We start from the raw sequence: 23,446 nt of genomic DNA, 5'->3' as shown, positions 1-23,446 counted from the left end.
CTTTCAACTACGAGGTTGCAGCAAGCGTCGCGGCTCTCTCTTCGCGCGAGAACCTTTACATGTAGCCCGGCGTTCGGCTAGCTATTGGTAGTACAATCCATGCAGGCACAACCGGTGGATCCTGCCAAGAACGCATAAGCGGGGCCTGACCGTCGGTCTGGCAGCGAGGGGAATCTATGAGGGTCTGCCGACTAAGCATCAAGAACTTTCGGGGCGTCAAGTCAGCGACCGTGCTCCTGCCCAAGCATGGCGTGCTGATCGGAGACAACAACACTGGCAAGACTACATTGCTGGAAGCGCTTGACCTTGCGTTGGGGCCGGACCGCCTGAACCGGCAGCCGCCTGTAGATGAGCATGATTTCTTTCAAGGCGCTTACACCGTCAAGGTGCCAGCCAGCGACGACAAGGAGCCGAGTCCCGGGGCCAATGCGGCGTTGGTAACTAAGGGAACATCCAATCCACAGCAGCCGGTTGCGGAGGCGCCCCGCATCGAAATCGAGGTTGCGGTCGCGGATCTGACCGAGGAACAAAAGGCAAAATTTGGCGACTATGCAGAGTTCTGGGACGCCGCGACCGATAAGTTCTACACCGAGCCAAATCCCTCCGGCGTTGACGCCGCTAAGATTACGGAAGCGCTGAGGGTGACATTCCACGGTTGGTTCGACAAAGACGAGGATGATTTCGAAGGCAGAACATACTTTACCCGAAGCCTTACCGAGGACGAAAAACCAGAGCAGTTCTCGAAAAAGCACAAGCAGGTTTGTGGGTTTCTCTATCTGCGGTCGCTGCGGACGGGCTCGCGCGCACTAAGCCTGGAACGGGGCAGTCTCCTCGACATCATCCTTCGCCTGAAGGACGTCAGGCCGCAGATGTGGGAAGGAACCATCAAGACCCTTTCCGCAATGTCTGTGGCAGAAGACCCGAACCATGGTATCTCGGGCGTGCTTGAGAGCATAAACGCCTCACTCAAGACGTATGTCCCAAAGGAATGGGGAGTTGAGCCCCACCTGAAGGTGTCCAATCTGACACGCGATCACCTTCGGAAGGTCATTACAGCATTCATCGCGACAGGTACCGGGGATCATGCCGCGCCGTTCTACCGGCAGGGAACCGGGACCATCAACATGCTGGTTCTGGCGATGCTTTCGCAAATCGCCAAGGGCAAACAGAATGTGATCTTTGCCATGGAGGAGCCGGAAACAGCGATTCCGCCTTATGCTCAGAAGCGGATCGTACATGAGGTCCGCAAGCTGGCATCGCAGACGCTTTTCACGTCACATTCGCCCTACGTGCTCGAGGAATTTGCCCTGGAAGAGACGGTCATTCTGGCCCGGGATGACAAGGATGCTTTAAGCCGACGCCCGATCGTCTTGCCGGACAACGTTAAGCTCAAGCGCTATCGTCGCGAGTTTCGAACGCGCTTCTGTGAGGGGTTGCTGTCGCGACGCATTCTGGTCACGGAAGGCGATACTGAAGCCGCCGCTTTCCCGGCTGCCTGCCGCCGCCTGTCCGAACTCAAGCCTGAAACCTACTCCTCGCTTGAAGCCCTGGGGGTGTGCACGATCGATGCCGATGGGCAGACCAACATCCCTGGCATGGGGCAGCTGTATCGGAGTCTCGATAAGCGCGTGTTTGGCATGTGTGACAAGCAGGGGGTGGGCGACAAGGCACTCATCGAAGCACAGGTCGAGCTACTCTTGATGCACGACCAAGCAGGCTTCGAGAATTTGGTGCTGAAGAACACTACTGAGGAAGCCCGCAAGCGCTACGCGAAGCTCGTGGCTTGGCCACCGCATCTCGTCAAAAAATATCCGAACGTCGAATCAGATGCAGCAGCAGCCCTGCGTGAGTACTTTGACTCGAACAAAGGAACCGGCGCGATCGCCGATTTCCTCGCGCAATGCAGCGAGGAGGAGATTCCAGAATGGATTCGATCCGCCTGCATTTCCATGAAGGCGGCCTGTACGCCCCCCGCCGCGGCCGAAGGCGGGGCACCTCAGTGTAGTCGCAATCAAAGCGGCAAGCCTGGAGACGAGCCCGATGAAACTCACTGACAAGCAGAAAGAGATCCTTGGGCAGGGCGGGCATCTTCTTGTCACGGGCGGACCCGGTTCCGGCAAAACAACGATCTCGATTCTCAAGGCGGCGCAAATTGCCGAGAAGGATCTGCGGCCAGGGCAGAAGATTCTATTCCTGAGCTTCGCGCGGGCAACTGTGTCCCGGGTCGTGGAAACGATCGAGTACGAGCAGAACATCCCGAGCGAACAGAAGCTCCGGATCGAGGTTGAGACCTACCATTCCTTCTTCTGGCGCATTCTGAAAGCACACGGTTATCTGACCGGATTGCCGAGGCGACTATCGATCCTGTCGCCGTCGGCGGAGGCGATTGCCCTTTCCGGGATTCGCCTGCAACACGGTACCAGGGGACTGAGCGACGAACAGAAGAAGGCAAAGTCCGCCGCCGAGAACATAGAGCGCGAGCGGCTTGCGCGAGTGGAAGGCCGGGTTTGCTTCGACCTATATGCTACGCTCGTCGGTGACCTGCTCCATGGCAGCGAACGCATCCGCAAACTCATCGCTACGATGCATCCGGTTGTCATCCTCGATGAATTCCAGGATACGAATGACGCCCAGTGGCGGGTTGTTCAGGCTCTGGGAAAGTGCAGCACTCTACTTGCTCTCGCCGACCCGGAGCAACGCATATACGACTGGCTCGGGGCTAGCCCGGAGCGACTCGATCACTTCCGTGACAGTTTCAAGCCCAGCGAAGTCGATCTCAGTTCCGACAATCATCGCAGCGCCGGCACGGACATAGCGCTGTTCGGCAATCACATTCTGACAGGCAAGTTTCAGACTACGCCGTACGCAGGCGTGAAAGTGGAACAGTACAATCCAAACATCAATCAGGCGTTCTCGCGGCTTGTGACGACGGCGTACCAAGCCCGCAACCGACTTGTCAGCGCCGGGCGCAAAGACTGGTCCCTGGCCATCCTTGTTCCCACCAAGGAAATGACCCGTATGGCATCTGATGCGCTTCGCGCGCCGCCCGCTGGATTGACCGCGGTGCCTCATGCCGCGGTCATCGAGATGGATGCCGCTATCCTCAGTGCCGAAATCATCGCGCTTCTCTTGGAGCCGGACAACGATGGCCGACACTTTGAGCAATTTATTGCGCTGGCGACTAACTACTACCAAGGCAAGGGCGGCGACGATCCGACGATCGCCGCCCTCGATGAGGCAGCAAAGATTGCGAAGGCTTACGAGGAGTACGTTGCGTGCCGCGTCACGGGAAAAGCTCTCAGAAAGAACAGTATCCTCGTGGCCATGCGGGCTGTGTATGACGCAGCCCGCAAGCAGGCGCTAACCGGTGTTCCTGACCAGGATTGGCAGGCGGTGCGGCGCATCCTTGAGGGTGGGGCATGCAAGCGCCTGCAAGAGATTGCCGATCAGGTGCGAAACATCCGGGTTCTCGACCGCGGAGTCGAGCTTCGCCAGGAGCTGTCGCAGGATTGGCGCGACAACGGCTCTTACCTCAACGCGCTGACGATAACGCGACAGGCATTTGTACGGGAGCATTTTTCTACCAACGCCAAGCCGGAAACCGGCGTCGTCGTGATGAATATGCATAAGGCTAAAGGCAAGCAGTTTGACGAGGTCATCATTTTCGAAGGCTGGCCCATCAGGAGAAAAGGACAGCCGCCTTTCAACAGTCATCGAATCGTTCGGTACAACACGCGGGAGAATGTCAATGATCAGGCCCGGCAGAACCTGCGTGTGAGTGTGACCCGGGGCAAGCGACATACGACGATACTAACGCCTCGCGGCGACCCCTGCGTGCTGCTTCAAAGCGCGAGCAGGGCGCGTCCCTTCGGGATCGGACTCTAGTCGGCCGGTTGAAGTGGTAAGCGGCCTCCCGGAGCCGCCCTTCAGTCGAAGAAGGGGGATGGGCGTCTCCGCCATCCGGTGACGATCCCTCGTGCGGGAAGAGCGCCTTCGGCAAGGGATGATTCTTTCAAGCCATACATTTTTAAGAGGGGCTGCCGCCCCGACCGTTCAAGCCCCTCGAAGCACGCTGTGAAAACTGCGGCCGTGTAATCGCCCCCAAGAGACGAAGGAAGAGGAGGCTCCGGCCCGCACCAATCCGCTCAGTTTTCAGGGCTTGAGCGGCTCTCCCTCCTTGGGGCAAGCCTAGTCGGTTGTCCGCCGTCCACTTCGCCGTGAAGAGATCGGTGACGGCGAGCTGCAGCAACAGGTCCCCCAGCGGCGCGGGATAGAGAACATTCGCATCAAGAAGGGCAGTGCAACGGCTCATCGACGGCCGTAGCCCATGTCCTGTTTCTGCGCGTCGCTGACGAGCTGGTCGAGCACCGCTTCGCGCTCACGGTCGATTGCCGTCTTGTAGGCGATCACGTCTTCCATGCGGATGCGCCGGTGCTTGCCGACCTTCCGGTGCGGGATCGTGCCGTCGTCCAGCATCTTGATCAGGAAGGGCCGGGACACGTTGAGCGCTTCGGCGGCCTGAACCGTCGTCAGCTCCGCGTTCTCCGGCATGAGAGTGACGCCCCTCCCGGCAGCCATCGCTTCGAGGATGTCCATCAGCAGCGCGACCGCACCGGCCGGCAGCTCGATCGGCTTTTCCTGATCGGCGTCGGTGACGCGCAGGGTCAAAGGCCGCTTCTGGCGGGCGTAGCGAGACAGAACTTGTCTCGACACGCGGGCGATCGCTGCATCCTGAGCGGAAGGTGGGAGTTGTCGATGGGCGAGGTTGGTCATGGGCAGGCCCTTCCTGATCCGCCAAATAAATGAATTATGTGCAACATGTGAAATATATGTCCAAGTGGCGATGAATGCAAGATTGTCGGTGAGATGGGAGGTCAGAGACCTTGCGGGAGAGGCCTGCAGGGTTTGCTTGGAACGAACGGCAGAAGAAGAAACCGTAGCGCCGACCTTCGGCCGCCGGCAGCGGCAAAATTTCAACTGAGGCTTTATCGACGCTCGGGCTATTGACCGATAGGCAGCGCCGGGAAATCGCGCAGGATGACCTCCTCCGTCACCGTGTCCAGCACGGCGCAGCTCAACTGCCGGCCGTTGCGCGGGTCGCGGCCATCACCGGCCGAGCCGGGGTTGACCACCAGGACCCGGCCGACGCGACGGACCACCTGCTGGTGCGTATGGCCGTAGAGCACGATGTCGGCGTCGGCCTCGCCAAAGCGCTGCAGCTCGGCGCTGGTGGGCCGCACATAGCTGCCGCGCGGCTCCCACGGCGTCGAGTGCACCATCAGGATGCGCTTGCCGCCGATCCGCAGCTCGCGCCGATGCGGCTGCCCGGCGAGCCAATCGAGGGATGGGCGGTCGATCTCCGGCCGGGAACGCGCCCGCCCGCCGGCCGCGCCGAGGAAGACCTCCTCGTGATTGCCCAGGATGGTGAACGCGTCGAGCGCGCGCAGGCGGCCGATCACGGCGTTCGAGAATTTATACTCCGAGATGCTGTCGCCCAGACACAGCAGCGCATCGATGGGCCCATGGTCTGCAGGGCCCGGTCGAGGCCATCGATGTTGCAGTGCAGGTCGGAGACGATGCCGAGCTTCAACGGAGGCCTCTGGTTTGATTGACGTTCCGCATCGATTGATCACCGGCGGCCACTGCTGGTGGTTGGGTCACGCTGTCATCCCGAGCGCAGCGAGGGATCTCCTGGAAATGGAGTCTCCATCCTCGGGAGATCCCTCGCTGCGCTCGGGATGACAGTCTGATCTGGCCACCGCAGGATGACCATCACAACGTGACCCGCTCTAGGCTGAAGCCGGCAGCGGCAGGTCGAGCGTCGTGGTGCGGCGCAGCTCGCGGCGGTGGGTCTTGTCGTCGAACGGCCGGGCGCGATGCATGGTGCAGCGATTGTCCCAGATCACGAAATCATGCGGCCGCCAGATGTGGCGATAGATGAATTGCGGCTGCGTGGCGTGGTCGATCAGGTCGCGCAGCAGCAGCCGGCCCTCCGGCACCTGCCAGTCGACGATATGGGCGGCGTGCGAGGCGAGATAGAGCGCGCGGCGGCCGGAGCCCGGGATCGTGCGCACCAGCGGATGGACGGCGCCCTTCAGCTTCTCCCGCTCGTCCTCGTTGAAGTCGAAGCCGAGGACGTGGCGCGAATAGACGATGGAATGATAGACGCGCAGCCCTTCGATCGCGGCGCGGGTTTCCGCGTCGAGCGCATCGTAGGCGGCGCGCATGTCGGCGAACTCCGTATCGGCCCGCACCGGCGGCACCACCCGCGCCGACAGCATCGAGTAGCGGCCCGGCGGATCGACGAACGAGGCATCGGTGTGCCACAGGCGGTTGGCGAGCGAGGAGGCGCGCATTCGGTTGTTCGCGGCCCGGATCTTGCCTTCATGGTCGACGTTGGAGACGTCGGCCAGCGCCTCGTTGCCGAACCGGTTGCTGCCGATGGCCGAGGAGGACGTACGGGCGTGCAGCGTGCCGTCGAAACGTTGAGCGAAGTCGAGCTGCTCCTGGTCGGTGAAATTCTGATCGCGGAACACCAGCACGGCGTATTTGTCCATGCCGGAGCGGATCGCCTCCAGCGATTCGCGATCATGCACCCGGCGCAGGTCGATCGCGCCCACTTCGCCGGCGAACACGGGCGTGAGCGGCGTGATGGTGACGGTCATGGGTGCTCCCTCCGTGGAGAACGGGTGGGGCATCCTGATTGAAGTCCGCACGACAACCAACACGGATTTTCGTGCTCAAGCCGTGGCCAGCGCATTCAGGATATCGTCCGCCCTGGTCCACAGGATCGCGCTTCCCTCATTCTCGAACCGGGTGAGCCTTGCCGCGCCGATGCGCCTCGAAAGCGCCGACCCGAAATCGGGCGAATGAACCGGGCTGGTGTCCTCGAGGCCGTACCAGATGTGCACCGGGCAGGTGAGGCGCTCGATCTGGAACGGCCAGGGAGCCATCGCAAGGACGGTGTCGCGTGCGTATCCGGCCGCGCCCCGGCGGAAGCCTGCGGCCAGGGCGGCGCGGTAGGCCGGCGCGAAGGCATCGCTAGCATAGAAGCTGCGATCTTGTTCGCCGCTCATCGACTCGATCATATGCCAAAGCCAGTCGGCCGTGGCTGTGGCGGCGATCTCGGCCTCCAGGCCGAGGGGATCCGTTGCCGCGCGGCGCACCATCACGGCGACAGGTTCGGGCAGCAGGCCATGTATCGCAGGGTGCGACAGTTCATCCTGGCCGGAGACGAGCGAGACGCAATCCGCGACACCGGCCGCGCCAAGCGCGAGCGCGAACGGGGCGCCTTGGGAAAAGCCGATTGCAGGCGCGGGCGGTGCATCCAGATGCGCAAGCAGCGCGCGGATGTCCCGCGACCAGCTGTCGAAGCTCTTGTCCAAGTCCGGGTCGGAGCCGCCCAAGCCGGGACGGTCGACCGAGATGACCCGCAGCCTGAGCCGCGCTGCCACGCCCTGTCCGAAGGGAAGCGATCCCGCCATCCCGGCGCCAGGGCAGAAGATCACCGGGCGCGCCTGCGGGTCTCCCCATTCGGACCATGCCAGATTGCGCCCGTCCGCTGTCTTGATGCTTCCCATGTCCCGCCTGCTCGGTCCCGTTCTGCTGTTGTCTCCTCTCCCCGCGAGCGGGGAGAGGAAGGGGCCCATGCCGAAGGCATGGGAAGGTGAGGGGGCGGAACGACCAAGCCATGCGGCAAAAAATAGGACTGATCGCTCGTGCCCCTCACCCTCCCATCGCTGCGCGATGGGCCCCTCCCTCTCCCCGCTGCCGCGGGGCGAGGGAGAACGGCTGCATATGCGATCGCCTGGGGATTGATCGTCAAGTATATTGATCTTTTGTAGAGAATAATATACAAGGATGAGGGCGCCCGCGTCCCCGCCACCGGGGACGTTCTCCCAGGACTCGCCGCCGAGAGACTCGGCCCCGCCAGCTCCACGACACGGAGCAAGCCACCTTCCGCAGCACCTTCCCACGCCCAGCCACACGAGGGCATCGATCGATGCGCAGTTCAATGTCTCCGGCAATAGCCGGCCCATTCCTGGCAGTTTCCAAACAACGCCGCATTCGCCGCAAGTGTTTGATAGAACTGCCAAATATCTTTTCTGGTATTTTTGGCGAGCAACGATCTTCCGATTGTCGACAATTGTGCCTCAGACGCCGCCGCCCTCTGGCGGGGGATGTCTTCCGTTGACTATTACTGAACATTCAGTAATGTGACGGCCATGCTTGGCGAACCGCTGCCTCCCTCATCGGGCCTGCATGGCCTGCCCGGATTTGTCGTCACCTCGGTGGCGCGCGACCGGGTCACCGGCGAGATGGAGATCGCCGCGCCGCACCTGAACGCGGCCGGGGTGGCCCATGAGGGCGCCCTGATGAGCTTCGCCGGCGCGCTCGGCGCGCAGGGCGCCGCCGCCAGCCTGCCGGCGGGCTGCACGGCAACGACGATCGAGTCCCGGACCAGCTTCCTGCGCGGCTGCGGGCCGGGAATCGTGCGGGGCGAGTGCGTGCCCCTGCATATCGGCAGCACCACCATGATCTGGCAGACCATCCTTGCCGACGCCGACGGCAACCGGATCGCCATCGTCACCCTGACGCAGCTGGTGGCCCAGGGCGCGTCGGGCGAGCCGGTCGCGGACGCGGCCGGGCCGGCCGAGACAGGCGCCGAGCCGCGCACCGCGATCGCCGAGGAGCGGCGTGCCGCGATCCTCAAGGCCGGCGCCAAGGTCATGGGCGCGCGCGGCTTCGCCAGCGCCACGATGAAGGAGATCGCCGCCGCTGCCGGCATGCACGTGCCGACCATGTACCAGTACGTGCGCAGCAAGGACGAGCTCCTGTTCCTGATCTGCGTCGAGTGCTTCCAGTCCTTGAACGTCGTGCTCGATGCGGCGACCGAAGGGGAGGAGACTGCCGGCGCGCGGCTGCAGGCCGCGATCGCGGCGCTGGTGCGCAGCAGCGAGCAGCATCGCTCGGCGCTGCGGCTGATCACGCGCGAGACGGCGGTGCTGCAGCCGCCGGTGCGCAACCGCGTGCACGCCGAGTGGAACAGGTTCCTGGCCCGGTTCAGCACCATCATCGACGACGGCGTGAAGGCCGGCGAGTTCGTGCCGATCGACCCGGCGATGGCGGCGCACCTGATCGAAAGCCTGTGCGAGGCCTGGGCGATCCGCCGCGTCGCGCTGCGCCGCCACGGGCTGCCCAATGTCGAGGCCGGCATCATCCAGCTCGTCCTCTCTGGAATTCGCCGCAAGGAGGCTGCATGAGCGCCACGGACACCATCACGACGCGGATGGATGATTCAGTCCGCATCATCACCATCAACCGCCCGCGGGTGCGCAACGCCATCGACACCGCGACGATGCGCGCCCTGGGCGTGGCCGTCGACGCCGCCGAGGCCGATGCCGCCGTGCGGGTCGTGATCATCACGGGCGCCGGCGACATCGCGTTCTCGGCCGGCGGCGACATGGCCGAGATGCGCCAGTCGCCGTCGCTGATCGCCTGCGACCTGGACATGCGCATCTGGCAGGACGTGCTGGGCCGCATCGAGCGGCTGACCAAGCCGGTCATCGCGGCCGTCAACGGCTACGCCTATGGCGGCGGCACGGAGCTGGCGATGGCCTGCCATATCCGGGTGTGCGGCGATGGCGCCCAGTTCGGCCAGACCGAGATCCGCCACGACCATCTGCCGGGCGCCGGCGGCACGCAGCGGCTGCCGCGCCTGATCCCGCTCAGCGCCGCCTACGAGCTGCTGCTGACCGGCGATTCCCTCGATGCGGCGGGTGCCTTGCGGCTCGGCCTGGTGAGCCAGGTCTGGCCCAAGGCCGACATGCTGGCCAACGCGATCGCGCTGGCCAGGCGCATCGCCCAGCGTTCGCCCATCGCCGTGCGCTACACGCTCGAAGCGGTGGCCGCCGGGCTCAACGGCTCGCTCGAGACCGGACTGCGGATCGAGCGCGCCATGGCGGCGCTGGTGATGGAATCGGGGGCGGCGCAAGCCGGCCTCGACAACTTTGTCGAGAAGGCCCGGGCATGAGCGCGCCAGCCATCGATCTCGTCGATCAGATCTGGCCGGGGCTGATGGGCGCCGACGCGGCCGGAGCCTATCTCGTCGGTGGGCGCTGCGCCTCGTGTGGCGCCGTGAGCCTGGGCCTGCGCGACGTCTGCGCCCGGTGCTGGTCGAGCGGCGGCATGGAAGCGGTGCCGATCGGCCGTACCGGCCGTCTCTACAGCGCCACCCTGGTGCATCAGGTCCCCGAGGGCTTCGATGCGCCGTTCCTCGCCGGCTATGTCGACCTGCCCGAGGGCCTGCGCGCCTTCGCGCATATCGGCCTGGGCGCGGCGCGACCGGCGATCGGCGGCGACGTCGTCCTGCAGGTCGCGCCGATCCGCAAGGGCAAGGACGGCAGGATGCTCAGCGGTCCGCTCTACGTCGCGGCCGGGGCCACGTCGTCGGGGCCGCAGCCGGAAGGAGATGCGCCATGAACCTGCGGCCGGTGCGTATTGTCGGCGTCGGGCTCACCAGCTTCGACAAGCATGATGACCGTTCCGTCGAGTCGCTGGCGCGCGAGGCGGTAATTGCCGCCATGCGCGACGGCGGCCTGGAGCGCACGGACATCCAGGCGGCCTACACCGCGCATCTCTACCAGGGCGAGGTGTTCGGCCAGCGCGTGCTGCGCGAGCTGGCGTTTCCCGAAATCATGGTCATCAACGTCGAGAACGCCTGCGCCGGCGGCTCCACCGCGGTGCGCGACGCCTGGCTTGCGATCGGGACAGGGCAGTGCGACGTCGCCCTGGCGATCGGCGCCGAGAAGATGGGGCGCGGCCTCATCAGCTTCGTCTCGGCCGATGTCGAGCTGGCGCTCGGCAGCACGGCGCCGGCGCAATACGCGCTGGCCGGCAACCGCCACATGCACGAGTTCGGCACCAGCCCCGAAGCCTTTGCCCGCATCGCGGTGAAGAGCCGGGCGCACGCGGCGCGCAATCCCAACGCGCGCTTCCGCGACACGGTGAGCCTCGAGGAGGTGATGCAATCACGCCCGATCGCCGAGCCGCTGACCTTGCTGCAATGCTGCCGCAACGGCTCGGGTGCGGCGGCGGTGGTGCTGGCCTCCGACGACTGGGTGCGCCGCCGCGGCGCTGCCGGCGTTCGGATCCTGTCATCGGGCCTGGCCTCGATCATGGCCGACAAGGAGCCGCGCGACCTGACGAGCTTCGGCGCCACCCGGGCGGCGGCGCGCATCGCCTATGACGGCGCCGGCCTGGGCCCCGAGGATGTCGACGTGATCGAGCTGCATGACGCCTTCACGGTCGGCGAGTTCCTGCACTACGAGGGGCTCGGCCTCTGCGCCAAGGGCGAGGCGACCCGGCTGGTGATGGACGAGGAGACCACGCTCGGCGGTCGCACGCCGGTGAACCTTTCCGGCGGCCTGCTCGCCAAGAGCCATCCGCTGGGCGCGACCGGCGTGGCGCAGTTCGTCGAGCTCACCTGGCAGCTGCGCGGCGCCGCCACCGGCCGCCAGGTCGAGGGCGCGCGCATCGCCCTGGCGCACAGCCAGGGCGGCACCGGCCTGGAGGCTGGCGCCACCTGCGTCACGCTGCTCGCCCGGGACTGACGGCATGACCCCCTTTCCGTCATCCCTCGCTGCGCTCGGAGCTTGTGATTTAATCCTTCCCCCGGAGGGGGAAGGTGCCCCGAAAGGGGCGGATGGGGGATGTTCGAACGAATTCAGTGTCCATCAGCTACATCGAATCTGTTGCAACATCCCCCTTCCGGCGCTTCGCGCCACCTTCCCCCTCCGGGGGAAGATTAAAATCACACGCGCTCGGGATGACGGAAAGGGCGGCAGCGCGGCGTTACACCATATGCGATTGCCCTGCCATCACACTGTTTGATCCCATGCCTGACCTCACGACCCCCGACGGTGTGTCGCTCTATCGCCTGTTCGACTTCGCGCGCACGCGCTGGCCGGATCACACCGCGCTGATCGACGACACCGGCCAGGCGACGTTCGCCGGGCTCGAGGTGTCGGCCGGACGGCTGCTGCGGCGGCTGGTCGAGGTCGGCTGCCGGCATGGCGATCGCGTCGCGCTCATCCTGCCCAACAGCATTCCCTTCATCGTCGTCGAGCTGGCCGTCCTGCGCGGCGGCATGGTCAAGGTGCCGCTCAACATCCGCTTCCATGTCAACGAGGTGATGTACGCGCTGAAGGACTGCGAGCCGACCGCGCTGATCTGCGATGAGGCCTATGCGCGGTCGATCGCGCCGCGCATGGCGGACATCCCGTCGCTGCGCTCGGTCATCGTGGTCGGCGCCGATGTCGCGGGCGCCGAACGCTACGAGGCGATCGTGGCCGCGGGCGAGCAGGGGCCGCCGCCGGCGCGCTACGGCGCCGACGACCCGGCCGTGATCCGCTACACCGGCGGCACCACCGGCCGCCCCAAGGGCGTGGTGCATACCGAGCGCAGCCTGCTGGCGATCGCGCTGGACCAGCTGCGCGAGCTGGCGCTGGACCACGACGACATCGCCCTGCACCTGGGGCACCTCTCGCATGGCATGAACTATGCGTGGCCGGCCTACTATGCTGCCGGCGCAACCCAGATCCTTCGCGAACGCTTCGACCCGAAAGCGGTCCTGCACGATCTCGCGCATCATCGCGTCACCCGTGTCTACATGGTGCCGACGATGATCCACCGACTTCTGCGCGAGGATGACGGCAGCGCCGACGTCTCGCAGTTGCGCATGTTCATGTACTCGTCGGCGCCCATGCCGGTGCCGCTGCTGGAGCAGGCGATCGCGCGCTACGGCAACATCTTCCTGCAGGTCTACACGCTCTCCGAGGCGCCCGTGATCACCACCATCATGCGGCCGCTGGAGCATGTCGTCAGGGAGACCGAATGCGGCCCGCGGCTGGGCTCCTGCGGCCGCGAGGTCGTGACCATGGAGATCAGGCTGCTCGACGACGACGGCGCCGAGGTCGGGCCGGGCGAGGTCGGCGAGATCGCGATCCGCTCGGTCAACAACATGGCCGGCTACTGGCGGTTGCCGAAGGAGACCGCCGAGACACTGATCGATGGCTGGATCCGCAGCGGCGACATGGCGCGGCGCGACAAGGACGGCTTCCTCTACCTCGCCGACCGCAAGAAGGACCTGATCATCACCGGCGCTTTCAATGTCTATCCCAAGGAGGTAGAAGACGTCCTGTACCTCCACCCCGCGGTCGAGCAATGTGCGGTGGTCGGCTCGCCTGATGCGGAATGGGGCGAAACGATCAAGGCCTATGTCGTCCGTCGCAAGAACTCGGACGTCTCGGCTGATGACCTGATCGACCTTTGCCGCAACCATCTGGCCAGCTACAAGAAGCCGCGCAGCGTCACGTTCGTCGACAGCCTGCCCACAAGCCCGGTCGGAAAGATCATGCGTCGCGCGCTGCGCGACCAGGAAAACAGACAAGCGCCGTTGGGGACCACGCAATGACCATAGAGGCAACGGGCGATCGCCGATGACCGGTGCCGCGCCACTGCTCGATGTGCGCGACGTCGCGCGCCGCTATGGCGGCGTGACCGCCATCGCCAACGTCAACATGACGGTGCAGGCCGGCGAGATCACGGGCGTGATCGGCCCCAACGGGGCCGGCAAGACGACGTTGTTCAACGTCATCAGCGGCTTCACGCCGCCGTCGGAAGGCCAGGTCTTCTGGAAGGGCAAGCCGATCGTGCGGCTCAGCACGCACCGCATCGCGCGCCTGGGCATCGGCCGCACGTTCCAGAACCTGCGCGTCTTTCCCAACATGACCGTGTTCGACAACGTGTCGGTGGGCGCGCTGGGCCATATCGGCTTTCCCGCCTGGCGCGCGCTGGTGCCGGGCGTCGGGCAGTCGCGCGCTCAGGCGATCATCCGCAAGACCTGGGAGGCGCTGGACACCGTCGGGCTGGCCGACCGCGCCGGCGAGCTGGCGGCCAACCTGTCCTATGGCCGCCGGCGGTATCTCGAGATCGCACGCGCGCTTGCCACCGCGCCGGAGCTGCTGATCCTCGACGAGCCGGCCGCCGGCCTCAACGACTCCGAGACGGCGGAGCTGGCCGGGCTGATCCGCAGCCTCAACGCCGGCGGCGCCACCATCCTGCTGGTCGAGCACGACATGGCGCTGGTGATGGGCGTCTGCCGCCGCGTCGTCGTGCTGGCGGCCGGGCGCAAGATCGCCGACGGCTCGCCTGCCGAGGTGCAGGAGGACGCCACCGTCCGCCAGGCCTATCTGGGAGCCAGCGATGACGGCGCTTGAGGTCCGCGACCTGCATCTGCCGATCGGCGGCCAGGAGATCCTCAAGGGCGTCAACGTGACGGTGGCGGCCGACGGCATCGTCTGCATCCTGGGCGCCAACGGCGTCGGCAAGACCACGCTGATGCGCACCATCGGCGGCGTCTACCGCGGCGCCCAGGGCACGGTGCGGGTCGATGGCGTGGACATCACCAACCTGCCGTCGCACGAGATCGTGCGCGCCGGGGTCTCGCAGGCGCCGGAGGGCCGCCACATCTTCGGCTCCATGACGGTGGAGGAGAACCTGCGCATCGGCGCGATCTCGCGTCCGCCCGGCGAGCTGCGCGAGAGCATCGACCGCGTCTGCGGCCTGTTCCCGATCCTGCGCGAGCGGCTGAGGCAGAAGGGCGGCTCGCTGTCGGGTGGCGAGCAGCAGATGCTGTGCATCGGCCGCGCCCTGATGGCGCGGCCCAAGCTGCTGATGCTCGACGAGCCGTCGCTGGGGCTGGCGCCGATGGTGGTGCGCACGATCTTCGGCCTGCTGCAGGACATCAGGGGCAGCGGCACCGCCATCCTGCTGGTCGAGCAGAACGCCAGCGCCGCGCTGCGCATCGCCGACTACGCCTATGTGATGGAGGGCGGCCGCGTCTCGTTCGAGGGCGCGCCCGAGGCCTTGAAAGCCGACGAGCGGATCGTCGCGGCCTATCTGGGGGGCCAGTCTCAGCGACATCGTGCACCAGACGACGATGCGCGCGCTTAGGAGGATAGCGATGCTTCTTGGGAAGAACACACTCGCGGCCGTCGGGCTGGTCCTGGCGGCGTCCTGGGCCGGCGGCGCCGCGGCTCAGGACAAGACCTACACCATCGGCTGCTCGCTGCCGCTGTCGGGCCGGCTGGTCGGCTTCGGCGAGCCGATCAAGCGCGGCATCGACATGGCGATCGAGCACTACAACGAGCGCAAGACCATTGCCGGCGCCCGCTTCGAGCTCGCCTGCAACGACAGCAAGGGCGATGCCAAGGAGACCGTGAGCATCGGCCAGAAGCTGGCCGACAACGCCGCCGTGCTGGCGGTGATCAGCGACTTCAGCTCGACCACCACCATGGCCGCCGCCGAGACCTACGCCAAGGCCGGCCTGATCCAGATCACGCCGTCGGCCTCGCATCCCGAGCTGACGAAGATGAACAAGTGGATGTTCCGGGCCAGCGAGACGGTGCCGGTCTACGTCGAGCCGATGGCGGACTTCGCCGTCAAGGACCTCGGCAAGAAGAAGGTCGCCGTCATCCAGGTGCAGACGGACTGGGGCGTCAGCGTCGGCAACACCTTCATTGCGCACCTGAAGAAGATCGGCGGCGAGCTCACCACCCACGAGATCTACAACGAGGGCACGACAGATTTCCGCGGCATCCTCAACAAGCTGCGCCGCTCGCCGCCGGACGCGATCTACATCGCGATGCTCGAGGAGGAGGCGGCCAACTTCATGAAGCAGCGCAAGCAGCTGGGCATGACCGGCATCGCCGTCGTCGATTCGGGTGTCGGCCTGACGCAGCGCTCGCTGAAGCTGGCCGACGATGCCTTCGAGGGCATGTACTCCATGAGCATCTTCAACCCGACGCGCCAGACGCCGGAGGTGCAGGCCTTCGTGAAGGAATTCCAGTCGAAGTACGACAAGATCCCCGACGTCTGGTCGGCCTATGGCTACGACGCCGCGTCGCTGGTGATGAACGCCATCGGCAAGGCCGGCCCGTCGCCGACCCGCGCCGCGGTGCGCGACGCGCTGGCGGCCACCGGCCGCTACTCCGGCGCCAACGGGCCGATGTCGATCGACCCCGCGACCCGCGAGGTCACGCGCGACGAGATCACCAAGGTCCAGGTCAAGGACGGCAAGGTGGTCTTCCTGCCCTCGAAGAAGTAGCCGCGACACCGACTTAATCCTTCCCCCTCCGGGCATGTCATCCCGAGCGCCAGCGAGGGATCTCCTGCGGCAGGGCGCACGGTGCGCAATTCGCGGGAGATCCCTCGCTACGCTCGGGATGACGGTAGGGGCATATGCGAATGCCCTGCCCCTCCGGGGGAGGGACAGCCTACTCTGAACGCAAAGCAACCGGGACAGGATGATCATGGACGCCGTGCTTCTCCAGGGCATCGCCAACGGGCTCAGCCTTGGCCTGTGCTACGCGCTGATCGCCATCGGCTTCACCCTGATCTTCGGCGTGCTCAACGCGGTGAACTTCGCGCATTCCGAAGTCTACATGCTGGGCGCCTTCGCCGGCCTCGTCATCATCCAGGCCTTCGCGCCGCCGTTCATGGCGGTGGTGTTCCTCGTCGCCGCCGTCGGCGCCTTTCTCGGCTTCGGCCTGGAGCGCATCGCGTTCCGGCCGCTGCGGCGGGCGCGCGACGAGGCATCGCTGAAATCCCGCGCGCTGCGCGAGGCGACCCTGATGTCGTCGCTGGCCGTCGGCATCCTCGTGCGCGAGCTCGCCGAGCTGCGCTTCGGCGGCGACATGCAGCCGATCCCCTCGGGCGCCATGCTGAACACCCCGATCGCGGTCGGGCCGGTCATCCTGACCACCGGCGACTTCTACATCTTCGGCATGGCCGCGGCCATGCTCCTGCTGCTGCAGTTCCTGCTCTACCGCACCAAGATCGGCCTCTCGATCCGGGCGCTGTCGGACGACCTGATCGGCGCGCTGTATGTCGGCATCAACACCGACCGCGTCATCGTCTGGACGTTCATGATCGGCTCGTCGTTCGGGGCGCTGGCCGGCCTGATGGTGGGCCTCTACTACGGCACGATCTTCCCCTACATGGGCTTCGCTCCGACGCTGAAGGCCTTCATCGCCATGCTGATGGGCGGCCTCAACAACATCCCCGGGGCGGTGCTGTGCGCGCTGCTGATCGGGCTCAGCGAGAGCCTGGCGCCCGAGATCATGCCGACGCGCTGGGTCGACCTGATCGCCTATGTCTTCCTGCTGGTGACCCTGATCTTCTTCCCGGCCGGTATCTTCGGTCGCAAGGCGGAGCGCGTCTGATGGACCGGCTCAACGCCATGGCGCGTCCGTATGGTGTCGTCGTGCTGCTCGCCGTCGTGCTGGGCGTGATCCCGGCGGTGCTGGCGGCGGTCGGCCTGGGCTATCCGTTCCGGCTGGCGCAGCTGACGATGATCTTCGTCATCCTGTCGGTCAGCCTCAACCTGGTGTCCGGCGTCGCCGGGCTGCTGTCGCTGGGCCATGCCGCCTTCTACGGCGTCGGGGCGTACACCGCGGCCCTGCTGTCGACGCGCTTCGGCACCGACCTGCCGGTCAACCTGGTCGCCAGCGCCGTGGTGGCCGGCGTCATCGGCTTCCTCGTCGCGATCCCCACCATCCGCCTGGTGCGGATCTTCTTCGCCGTGGCCACGCTCAGCGTCGGCGAGATCGTCATCCTGGTGATCACCAACTGGTACGATCTGACGCGCGGCCCTATGGGCGTGCGCGATATCCCCGGCTTCAGGGTGCTGGGCTTCGACCTCGGCAGTCCGCTGCAGTCCTACTACGTGGTGGCGGTCGTCACCCTGCTGTGCGTCTGGGTCGTGCACCGGCTCAGCCATAGCGTGTACGGCAACGCGCTGCGGGCGCTGCGCGAGGACGACCAGGCGGCCGGCGCCATGGGGCTGAACGTCGGCATGATGAAGCTGGTGATCTTCGCCATCAGCACGGCGCTGGCCGGCGTCGCCGGCGCGCTGCTGGCGCACAGCACCAACTTCATCAGCCCCGACATGTTCCGGCTGCCCGAGTCGATCCTGATCCTCACCATGGTCGTGGTCGGCGGCCTGGGCAGCCTGCCGGGCGCCGTGCTCGGCGCCATCATCCTCATCATCCTGCCCGAGCTGGGCCGTGACTTCGGCCAGCTGCGCATGGTGCTGGTCGGCCTCGTCCTCTTCCTCTCGATCCTGCTGATGCCCAAGGGCATCATCGGCGAGGTGGCGGCCTTCGACCTGCTGCGCGGCAAGCCCAGCCGGCCCAAGGCGCCGTGAGGCGCGTCGCTCTCACATGTCGAGCGTCGGCGGCCGGCGGTGGCGCGTCGCGCCTTCGTAGTCGAAGGCCAGCGCCAGCAGGGTGGCCTCGCTCCACATCGGGCCGATGAAGATCAGGCTGAAGGGCGCGCCGGACGCGTAGTAGCCGGCCGGCACCGTCACGCCGGGCAGGCCGGCGATGTTGATCTCGCACACCGCGGTCTCCTGCACGACGTCGAAGCCGGTGAGCGGCGGCAGCTCGCTGCGCATCTGCGGGAACACCAGCGCATCGAGCCGGTGCCGTGCCATCACCTCGGCGAAGACCGCGAGATAGGCCTCACGTGCGGCGATGAAGCCGGAAAGATCGGGCAGCGCCAGGGGATCGGCGAAGCCGGCGTTGAATGCCGGGAGCGTGGGCATGAGCGCCAGCACGCCCTGCGGCGCGAACGGGTCCTCGGCCGCGACCGCGGCCACGAACGCCTCGAAGGAGCCCAGCGCTGCCTCGGAGCCCATGCGCTTGAGGTAGCGATCCATGTCGTAGGGGATGCACTCCATGCCGCGCGGATCGTAGTCGGTGCCGGCCACCGGCCGCGCGATGGCGGCGAAGCCCGAGCCCGCGAAGGGGTCGGCGACCACGGTCGCGCCGCGCGCCTGCAGCTCGCCGATGGCGCGCCGGTAGAGGGCCGCCGCGTCGGGCGACAGAGGCTGGTCGCGCCAGCCCGGACCGTAGAGGCCCAGCCGCTTGCCGCGCAGCGCCGTGGCGTCGAGCCCGCTGGTGTAGCCGCCGCGGGGCCGGCAGCCGATGCCGGCCACCGTCTTGGGATCCTCCGGGGTGAAGCCGGCCAGCACGTCGAGCGTCAGCGCCGCATCGCGCACGCAGCGTGCGATCGGCCCGACGACGTCGCGCGTGCTGCCGGCCAGCGGCATCACGCCCGTGTTGGGCACCAGGGCGAAGCTGGGCTTGATGCCGACCAGGTCCTGCGCCGCGGCCGGGTTCTGGATCGAGCCGCCGGTTTCTTCCGCCAGGCCCAGGACGGCGAGGCTGCCGGCCACGGCCGTGGCGGTGCCGGCGCTGCTGCCGCCGGGCAGGCGGTCGGGGACGACGGCGTTGAGCGTCACGCCGGCCCAGCTGTTGCTGGCGTGGCTGCCGGTGGCGCTGAGGATGGGGACATTGGTCTTGCCCAGGATCACGGCGCCCGCCGCGCGCAGGCGCGCCACCACGGGCGAGTCGGTGGCCGGGATCAGGTCGATGCCGCCGGCGCGCGCGCTCAGCAGCCGCCATCCGCCGGTGCTGGGCAGGCCGGCCATGTCCATCGTGTCCTTGACAACGACCGGCACGCCGGCCAGCGGCCCCAGCGCCTCGCCCGCGGCGCGCCGCCGGTCGACCGCGCGCGCGTCGCGCAGGGCGTCCTCGTTCATCGTGATGAGGGCGACGTAGCGCGGGTTGTGGCGCGCGATGCGCTCGAGGCAGGCCTGCGTCAGGGCTTCGGACGTGAAGGCGCCGCTGGCGAAGCCGGCCTGCACGTCGCTCACCGTCAGCTCGACCGGATCGACGGCGGCCTGGTCCCGGGCGGGCGATGCATCTGCGTTCATGACGGCTCCCCTTGGCGTGCGGCCGATCTTAGCCCCTCGACGCCGCCACGCGATACCGGGGCGGCGAGGATGGCGGCGGCGGCGAGGTTGGCGATGATGCTGGCCAGGATCGGCAGCGTGTAGCTGTGGCTGAGGTCGAAGGCGAAGCCCGCGGCGCTGGGGCCGATCAGGGTGCCGAAGGCGACGCTGGTGTAGAGGACGCCGATGATGCCGCTGACATGGCGTCCGCCGAAGCGGTCCATGACCACTGCCGGCAGCACCGCGACCCAGCCGCCGTAGAACACGCCGTACAGCAGCGCGAAGGCGGCCAGCGACCACGGCCCGGCCGCGACCGCCCAGATGGCGAGCGCCAGCGCCATGCCCAGGAACATCGCCAGCAGCGCGCCGTCGCGTCCCATCCGGTCGGCCATGCCACCCAGGAAGAAGCGCCCGGCCGTGCTGCCGACGCCGATGGCGCCCAGCAGCAGGACGGCCGACGCGGGGGCGACGCCGTGATCCAGCGCATAGGGCACGAGGTGGACGAACGGGATGAAGGCCCCGAACGAGCCGATCAGGCAGGCGGCATAGAGGCCGGCGAATGCCCGGGTCCGCACCGCTTGGCGCACCGTCGCGCCGGGCGGGGTGGCCGATGGTGCCTGCAGGTCGAGGGGATCGCCGTCCGGGCCCAGGCCCTGCGCGCGCGGATCGTTCTCGATCAGCAGGGCCATGCCGGCTCCGGCCACGGCGGCCAGCACGCCGAGCGCGAGATAGGCGTCGCGCCATCCCAAGGCGTTGATGAGGGCCGACGCGAGCGGCGGCATCGCGAGCGTCCCGACGCCGATGCCGCTGACGGCGAGGCCCGACGCCAGCCCGCGGCGGCGCGCGAACCATCGCTGCACGGCACCCACGGCCGGGACGTAGGCGCAGCCGACGCCCAGGCCGACGCCCAGTCCGTATGCCAGGTAGACTTGCGCCAGGCTCTGCGCGGCGCTGGCGGCGGCCAGCCCGGCGCCCGTCAGGAGCATCCCGATCACGGCGAGGCGCCGCGAGCCCCAGCGGTCGGCCAGCGGCCCGCTCACGATCCCGAGGCCGAAGTAGAGGAAGCCGGCGAGCGAGAAGACCAGCGCGACGGAGCCGCGCGAGGCGGCGAAGTCGTGCTGCAGGGCCTCGACGAAGGCGCTGAACGTATAGGCGCTGCCGAAGCCCACGAAGGTGACGGCGAACGCGCCGGCGACCACGCGCCAGCCGCGGAACGGACCGGGATAGGGCAAGGGCTGTTCCTCGTGTGGCAGAGACCAGCTAATCTCGCGCGAACATGGGCAGCGCTTCAGGTACCGACAAACCAGATGTTCTGCGCTCTTCGATTTAGGAAATCTAAATGGCTGACCGGTTGCCGCCGCTGAACGCGCTGCGCGCCTTCGAGGCCACGGCGCGGCATCTCTCCGTCAAGAACGCCGCCCAGGAGCTGTGCGTGACGCCGGGCGCCGTCAGCCAGCTCGTGAAGGCGCTCGAGCTGCATCTGGGGGTGAAGCTGTTCGAGCGCGTGAACCGCGGCATCTTCCTGACCGATGCCGGGCAGGGCTATCTGCCGCCGATCCGCAACGCGTTCCGACAGATCGCCGACGCGTCCCGGCGCATCGCGGTGCCGGCCAACGGCGGCACCCTGACCGTGAGCGTCACGCCGTTCTTCGCGACGGCGTGGCTGGTGCCCCGCCTGGAGCAATTCCATGAAGCGCACCCCGACATCGACCTTCAGGTGGTGACCAGCAAATGCGCTGGTCGATTTCTCGCGTGATGGCGTCGACGTGGCCGTCCGCCACGGCCTTGGCCGCTACCCCGGCCTGCGCAGCGATCGCGTCGTGGCGGTCGAGATCGTGCCCGTCGCGGCGCCCTCGCTGGTGGCAAGGCTGGGGCTGCCGACGGCCCCGGCGGCGCTGACGCGCTGGCCGCAGATCCATGACGGCGAGCGCAAGGGCTGGCATCTGTGGTTCCAGGCGCAAGGGATCGATGACATCGGCGCGCCGCGCGGACCCTCGTTCGACGATTCGGGCCTGCTGCTTCAGGCGGTGCTGGCGGGGCAGGGCGCCGGATTGCTGCCGGCGGCGCTGGTGGCACGCGACATCGCCGACGGGCGTCTCGTGAAGCTCGCGGACATCACGCTGCTGGAGACGTTCGCCTACTATCTCGTCTATCCCGACGCCCATCGCGAGCGCCCGAAAGTGGCCGCGTTCCGCGCCTGGATGCTCGGCGCCGCGTTGTCCGACGCGCGCAACACGTGAGGAGTGCTTTTCATGGCGACGGCAAGAGGCGTGACGATCTACGGCATCAAGAACTGCGACACGATGAAGAAGGCGCGCGCCTGGCTCGACGGCCGCCGCATCCCCTACGTGTTCCATGACTACAAGACGGATGGCATCGACCGCAGCCGGCTCGAGGCCTGGGCGCGCGACGTCGGCTGGGAAACATTGCTCAACCGCGCCGGCACGACCTTCCGCAAGCTGCCGGACGCCGACAAGGACGGACTAAACGACAGGAAGGCCATCGCGCTGATGCTCGACCAGCCGTCGATGATCAAGCGGCCGGTGCTCGACGTCGCCGGCAAGCTGCTGGTGGGCTTCAAGCCGGCGGACTACGAGAAAATGCTGGTCAATCCGCCAGCCGCTCGATGAGCCAGCGGGCCGCCGGGCCGGGCGGCCGATCGATGCGGTGGACGGCCTCGAGGGGATAGGTGTTGCTGCCCCACTCGCACAGGGTGAGCTGCACCAGACGGCCGGCGGCGATGTCGGCGCGCACCATCGGCTCGGGCATGTTGCCCCAGCCCAGCCCGGCCAGGATCAGGGCGTGCTTGGCGCCGAGATCCGCCAGCCGCCATGTGCGCACGCTGAGCACGGCCATGTCCTGGCCGGCCGTCAGGGCCGAGCGGTCCGTGAGCACGAGCTGCAGCTCGTTGCGTGCCAGCACGCTGATCAGGTGGCCCTCGGCATGGGCGAGTCGGTGCCGCGGCGCGGCGACCGGAATCAGCTCGACGCTGCCGATGCGGCGCCGCGACAGCTCGTCGAGCCTGTGCGGCAGCGGCCCGCTCACGCCGACGCTCGCGGTGCCGTCGAGCACAAGCTGCGTCACCGCGCCCAGGGCCTCGACCTGCAGGCGCAGCGACACGGTGGGGAATTCGGCCTGGAACGCCTCCAGCGCCGCGACCAGCCGCTCGGTGGGCAGCATGACATCGACGGCCAACGCCACTTCCGCCTCCAGCCCCGACAGCAGGCCGCGCGCCTTGGCCCGCAGGCCATCCAGTCCCAGCGACACCGTGCGTGCATCGGCCAGGATCGCCCTGCCGGCTTCGGTGAGCTGCGGCTTCCTGGTGGTTCGCCGGTCGAACAGCGCCAGCCCGAGCTGGGCCTCGAGATTGCCGATGGCGTAGCTCACCACCGACGTGGCGCGCCCCAGCCGCCGGGCAGCACCGGCGAAGCTGCCGGCCTCCACCACGGCGAGGAAGACCTGGATCTGGTCGAGAGTCGGTGTGCCGGGACCTTGCATAAGGTCAACATGCCGAAAATCTTGAACGTTCTCATCAAAATTATTCGGCTTTTTATTCCTGGCATGCCCCCCAGATTGGGGTGCAGCAAA

Annotated in this window: 22 protein-coding genes; 15 read left to right on the top strand and 7 right to left on the bottom strand. The window is 67.0% G+C overall.

The window, feature by feature from the left end; translation table 11 throughout:
- Positions 1-176 precede the first annotated feature (176 nt).
- Together FHP25_RS37290 and FHP25_RS37285 are read left to right on the top strand one after the other, a co-directional pair.
- Entirely contained in the window at positions 177-2,054 is a 1,878-nt protein-coding gene (locus tag FHP25_RS37290) for an ATP-dependent nuclease (protein ID WP_147852080.1), read from the top strand.
- A complete protein-coding gene (locus FHP25_RS37285) occupies positions 2,041-3,885 on the top strand; it encodes a UvrD-helicase domain-containing protein (RefSeq protein WP_147852079.1) in 1,845 nt (614 codons plus the stop codon). Before FHP25_RS37290 ends, FHP25_RS37285 begins: the two co-directional genes overlap by 14 nt.
- Positions 3,886-4,308: 423 nt before the next feature.
- Here the strand turns inward: FHP25_RS37285 and FHP25_RS37275 are convergent, their stop codons facing one another.
- The 4 genes from FHP25_RS37275 to FHP25_RS37260 all read right to left on the bottom strand — a co-directional run bounded on the left by FHP25_RS37275 (position 4,309) and on the right by FHP25_RS37260 (position 7,580).
- Positions 4,309-4,773, bottom strand: coding sequence for a helix-turn-helix domain-containing protein (locus FHP25_RS37275; protein ID WP_147852078.1), 465 nt, complete (start codon positions 4,771-4,773; stop codon positions 4,309-4,311).
- A gap of 227 nt (positions 4,774-5,000) precedes the next feature.
- Positions 5,001-5,633, bottom strand: coding sequence for a metallophosphoesterase family protein (locus tag FHP25_RS37270; RefSeq protein WP_147852077.1), 633 nt, complete (start codon positions 5,631-5,633; stop codon positions 5,001-5,003).
- A 156-nt stretch (positions 5,634-5,789) separates the two neighbouring features.
- Positions 5,790-6,665, bottom strand: coding sequence for a TauD/TfdA dioxygenase family protein (locus FHP25_RS37265; RefSeq protein WP_147852076.1), 876 nt, complete (start codon positions 6,663-6,665; stop codon positions 5,790-5,792).
- A gap of 75 nt (positions 6,666-6,740) precedes the next feature.
- Positions 6,741-7,580 (bottom strand): alpha/beta fold hydrolase, encoded by an 840-nt coding sequence (locus tag FHP25_RS37260; RefSeq protein WP_147852075.1) that lies wholly within the window; start codon positions 7,578-7,580, stop codon positions 6,741-6,743.
- A gap of 645 nt (positions 7,581-8,225) precedes the next feature.
- Here FHP25_RS37260 and FHP25_RS37255 point away from each other — a divergent pair.
- The 10 genes from FHP25_RS37255 to FHP25_RS37210 all read left to right on the top strand — a co-directional run bounded on the left by FHP25_RS37255 (position 8,226) and on the right by FHP25_RS37210 (position 18,268).
- Positions 8,226-9,263, top strand: a complete 1,038-nt coding sequence (locus FHP25_RS37255; protein ID WP_147852074.1) for a hotdog fold thioesterase — start codon at positions 8,226-8,228, stop codon at positions 9,261-9,263.
- Positions 9,260-10,033 (top strand): enoyl-CoA hydratase/isomerase family protein, encoded by a 774-nt coding sequence (locus FHP25_RS37250; protein ID WP_147852073.1) that lies wholly within the window; start codon positions 9,260-9,262, stop codon positions 10,031-10,033. Before FHP25_RS37255 ends, FHP25_RS37250 begins: the two co-directional genes overlap by 4 nt.
- Positions 10,030-10,482, top strand: coding sequence for a Zn-ribbon domain-containing OB-fold protein (locus FHP25_RS37245; RefSeq protein ID WP_147852072.1), 453 nt, complete (start codon positions 10,030-10,032; stop codon positions 10,480-10,482). The genes FHP25_RS37250 and FHP25_RS37245 overlap by 4 nt, the downstream gene beginning before the upstream one ends.
- Positions 10,479-11,612 (top strand): thiolase family protein, encoded by a 1,134-nt coding sequence (locus FHP25_RS37240; protein ID WP_147852071.1) that lies wholly within the window; start codon positions 10,479-10,481, stop codon positions 11,610-11,612. Before FHP25_RS37245 ends, FHP25_RS37240 begins: the two co-directional genes overlap by 4 nt.
- A gap of 284 nt (positions 11,613-11,896) precedes the next feature.
- A complete protein-coding gene (locus FHP25_RS37235) occupies positions 11,897-13,474 on the top strand; it encodes a class I adenylate-forming enzyme family protein (RefSeq protein ID WP_178134077.1) in 1,578 nt (525 codons plus the stop codon).
- Between the two features lie 25 nt (positions 13,475-13,499).
- Positions 13,500-14,279, top strand: a complete 780-nt coding sequence (locus FHP25_RS37230) for an ABC transporter ATP-binding protein (RefSeq protein ID WP_147852069.1) — start codon at positions 13,500-13,502, stop codon at positions 14,277-14,279.
- Positions 14,266-15,015 carry an ABC transporter ATP-binding protein gene (locus FHP25_RS37225; protein ID WP_147852068.1) on the top strand — a complete coding sequence of 250 codons (750 nt, stop codon included), beginning with the start codon at positions 14,266-14,268 and terminating at the stop codon, positions 15,013-15,015. Before FHP25_RS37230 ends, FHP25_RS37225 begins: the two co-directional genes overlap by 14 nt.
- A 10-nt stretch (positions 15,016-15,025) precedes the next feature.
- A complete protein-coding gene (locus FHP25_RS37220) occupies positions 15,026-16,168 on the top strand; it encodes an ABC transporter substrate-binding protein (protein WP_178134076.1) in 1,143 nt (380 codons plus the stop codon).
- 205 nt (positions 16,169-16,373) lie between these two features.
- A complete protein-coding gene (locus tag FHP25_RS37215; protein ID WP_231712617.1) occupies positions 16,374-17,285 on the top strand; it encodes a branched-chain amino acid ABC transporter permease in 912 nt (303 codons plus the stop codon).
- A complete protein-coding gene (locus FHP25_RS37210) occupies positions 17,285-18,268 on the top strand; it encodes a branched-chain amino acid ABC transporter permease (RefSeq protein WP_218578898.1) in 984 nt (327 codons plus the stop codon). The genes FHP25_RS37215 and FHP25_RS37210 overlap by 1 nt, the downstream gene beginning before the upstream one ends.
- Positions 18,269-18,280: 12 nt before the next feature.
- Here the strand turns inward: FHP25_RS37210 and FHP25_RS37205 are convergent, their stop codons facing one another.
- Both FHP25_RS37205 and FHP25_RS37200 read right to left on the bottom strand, forming a co-directional pair.
- A complete protein-coding gene (locus FHP25_RS37205; protein ID WP_147852065.1) occupies positions 18,281-19,840 on the bottom strand; it encodes an amidase in 1,560 nt (519 codons plus the stop codon).
- Positions 19,837-21,090 carry an MFS transporter gene (locus FHP25_RS37200; protein WP_147852064.1) on the bottom strand — a complete coding sequence of 418 codons (1,254 nt, stop codon included), beginning with the start codon at positions 21,088-21,090 and terminating at the stop codon, positions 19,837-19,839. The genes FHP25_RS37205 and FHP25_RS37200 overlap by 4 nt, the downstream gene beginning before the upstream one ends.
- Positions 21,091-21,197: 107 nt before the next feature.
- Between FHP25_RS37200 and FHP25_RS42365 the strand changes: the two genes are divergently transcribed.
- Genes FHP25_RS42365 through FHP25_RS37190 form a run of 3 tightly spaced genes read left to right on the top strand, consistent with a single transcriptional unit; the run spans position 21,198 to position 22,488 of the window.
- Positions 21,198-21,614 (top strand): LysR family transcriptional regulator, encoded by a 417-nt coding sequence (locus FHP25_RS42365; protein ID WP_218578897.1) that lies wholly within the window; start codon positions 21,198-21,200, stop codon positions 21,612-21,614.
- A gap of 10 nt (positions 21,615-21,624) precedes the next feature.
- Positions 21,625-22,098: a LysR substrate-binding domain-containing protein gene (locus FHP25_RS42360; protein ID WP_218578895.1), complete on the top strand. Its 474-nt coding sequence runs from the start codon at positions 21,625-21,627 to the stop codon at positions 22,096-22,098.
- Positions 22,099-22,110: 12 nt separating this feature from the next.
- Positions 22,111-22,488 carry an ArsC family reductase gene (locus tag FHP25_RS37190; RefSeq protein WP_147852063.1) on the top strand — a complete coding sequence of 126 codons (378 nt, stop codon included), beginning with the start codon at positions 22,111-22,113 and terminating at the stop codon, positions 22,486-22,488.
- On the opposite strand, the gene FHP25_RS37185 is transcribed toward FHP25_RS37190, so the two are convergent.
- Positions 22,466-23,356, bottom strand: coding sequence for a LysR family transcriptional regulator (locus FHP25_RS37185; protein WP_147852062.1), 891 nt, complete (start codon positions 23,354-23,356; stop codon positions 22,466-22,468). The two genes, FHP25_RS37190 and FHP25_RS37185, sit on opposite strands and share 23 nt — an antisense overlap.
- Between the last annotated feature and the right edge of the window lie 90 nt (positions 23,357-23,446).

This window comes from Vineibacter terrae (genome assembly GCF_008039615.1).
Lineage (GTDB): Bacteria > Pseudomonadota > Alphaproteobacteria > Reyranellales > Reyranellaceae > Vineibacter > Vineibacter terrae.
This window is presented reverse-complemented; position numbering and strand designations above follow the sequence as displayed.

Excerpts from the sequence above, each read along its gene's own strand:
- FHP25_RS37290 (WP_147852080.1), top strand. The coding sequence starts at position 177 with ATGAGGGTCTGCCGACTAAGCATCAAGAACTTTCGGGGCGTCAAGTCA.
- FHP25_RS37285 (WP_147852079.1), top strand. The coding sequence starts at position 2,041 with ATGAAACTCACTGACAAGCAGAAAGAGATCCTTGGGCAGGGCGGGCAT.
- FHP25_RS37275 (WP_147852078.1), bottom strand. The coding sequence starts at position 4,773 with ATGACCAACCTCGCCCATCGACAACTCCCACCTTCCGCTCAGGATGCA.
- FHP25_RS37265 (WP_147852076.1), bottom strand. The coding sequence starts at position 6,665 with ATGACCGTCACCATCACGCCGCTCACGCCCGTGTTCGCCGGCGAAGTG.
- FHP25_RS37260 (WP_147852075.1), bottom strand. The coding sequence starts at position 7,580 with ATGGGAAGCATCAAGACAGCGGACGGGCGCAATCTGGCATGGTCCGAA.
- FHP25_RS37255 (WP_147852074.1), top strand. The coding sequence starts at position 8,226 with ATGCTTGGCGAACCGCTGCCTCCCTCATCGGGCCTGCATGGCCTGCCC.
- FHP25_RS37250 (WP_147852073.1), top strand. The coding sequence starts at position 9,260 with ATGAGCGCCACGGACACCATCACGACGCGGATGGATGATTCAGTCCGC.
- FHP25_RS37245 (WP_147852072.1), top strand. The coding sequence starts at position 10,030 with ATGAGCGCGCCAGCCATCGATCTCGTCGATCAGATCTGGCCGGGGCTG.
- FHP25_RS37240 (WP_147852071.1), top strand. The coding sequence starts at position 10,479 with ATGAACCTGCGGCCGGTGCGTATTGTCGGCGTCGGGCTCACCAGCTTC.
- FHP25_RS37235 (WP_178134077.1), top strand. The coding sequence starts at position 11,897 with ATGCCTGACCTCACGACCCCCGACGGTGTGTCGCTCTATCGCCTGTTC.
- FHP25_RS37230 (WP_147852069.1), top strand. The coding sequence starts at position 13,500 with ATGACCGGTGCCGCGCCACTGCTCGATGTGCGCGACGTCGCGCGCCGC.
- FHP25_RS37225 (WP_147852068.1), top strand. The coding sequence starts at position 14,266 with ATGACGGCGCTTGAGGTCCGCGACCTGCATCTGCCGATCGGCGGCCAG.
- FHP25_RS37220 (WP_178134076.1), top strand. The coding sequence starts at position 15,026 with ATGCTTCTTGGGAAGAACACACTCGCGGCCGTCGGGCTGGTCCTGGCG.
- FHP25_RS37215 (WP_231712617.1), top strand. The coding sequence starts at position 16,374 with ATGGACGCCGTGCTTCTCCAGGGCATCGCCAACGGGCTCAGCCTTGGC.
- FHP25_RS37210 (WP_218578898.1), top strand. The coding sequence starts at position 17,285 with ATGGACCGGCTCAACGCCATGGCGCGTCCGTATGGTGTCGTCGTGCTG.
- FHP25_RS37205 (WP_147852065.1), bottom strand. The coding sequence starts at position 19,840 with ATGAACGCAGATGCATCGCCCGCCCGGGACCAGGCCGCCGTCGATCCG.
- FHP25_RS42365 (WP_218578897.1), top strand. The coding sequence starts at position 21,198 with ATGGCTGACCGGTTGCCGCCGCTGAACGCGCTGCGCGCCTTCGAGGCC.
- FHP25_RS37190 (WP_147852063.1), top strand. The coding sequence starts at position 22,111 with ATGGCGACGGCAAGAGGCGTGACGATCTACGGCATCAAGAACTGCGAC.
- FHP25_RS37185 (WP_147852062.1), bottom strand. The coding sequence starts at position 23,356 with ATGCAAGGTCCCGGCACACCGACTCTCGACCAGATCCAGGTCTTCCTC.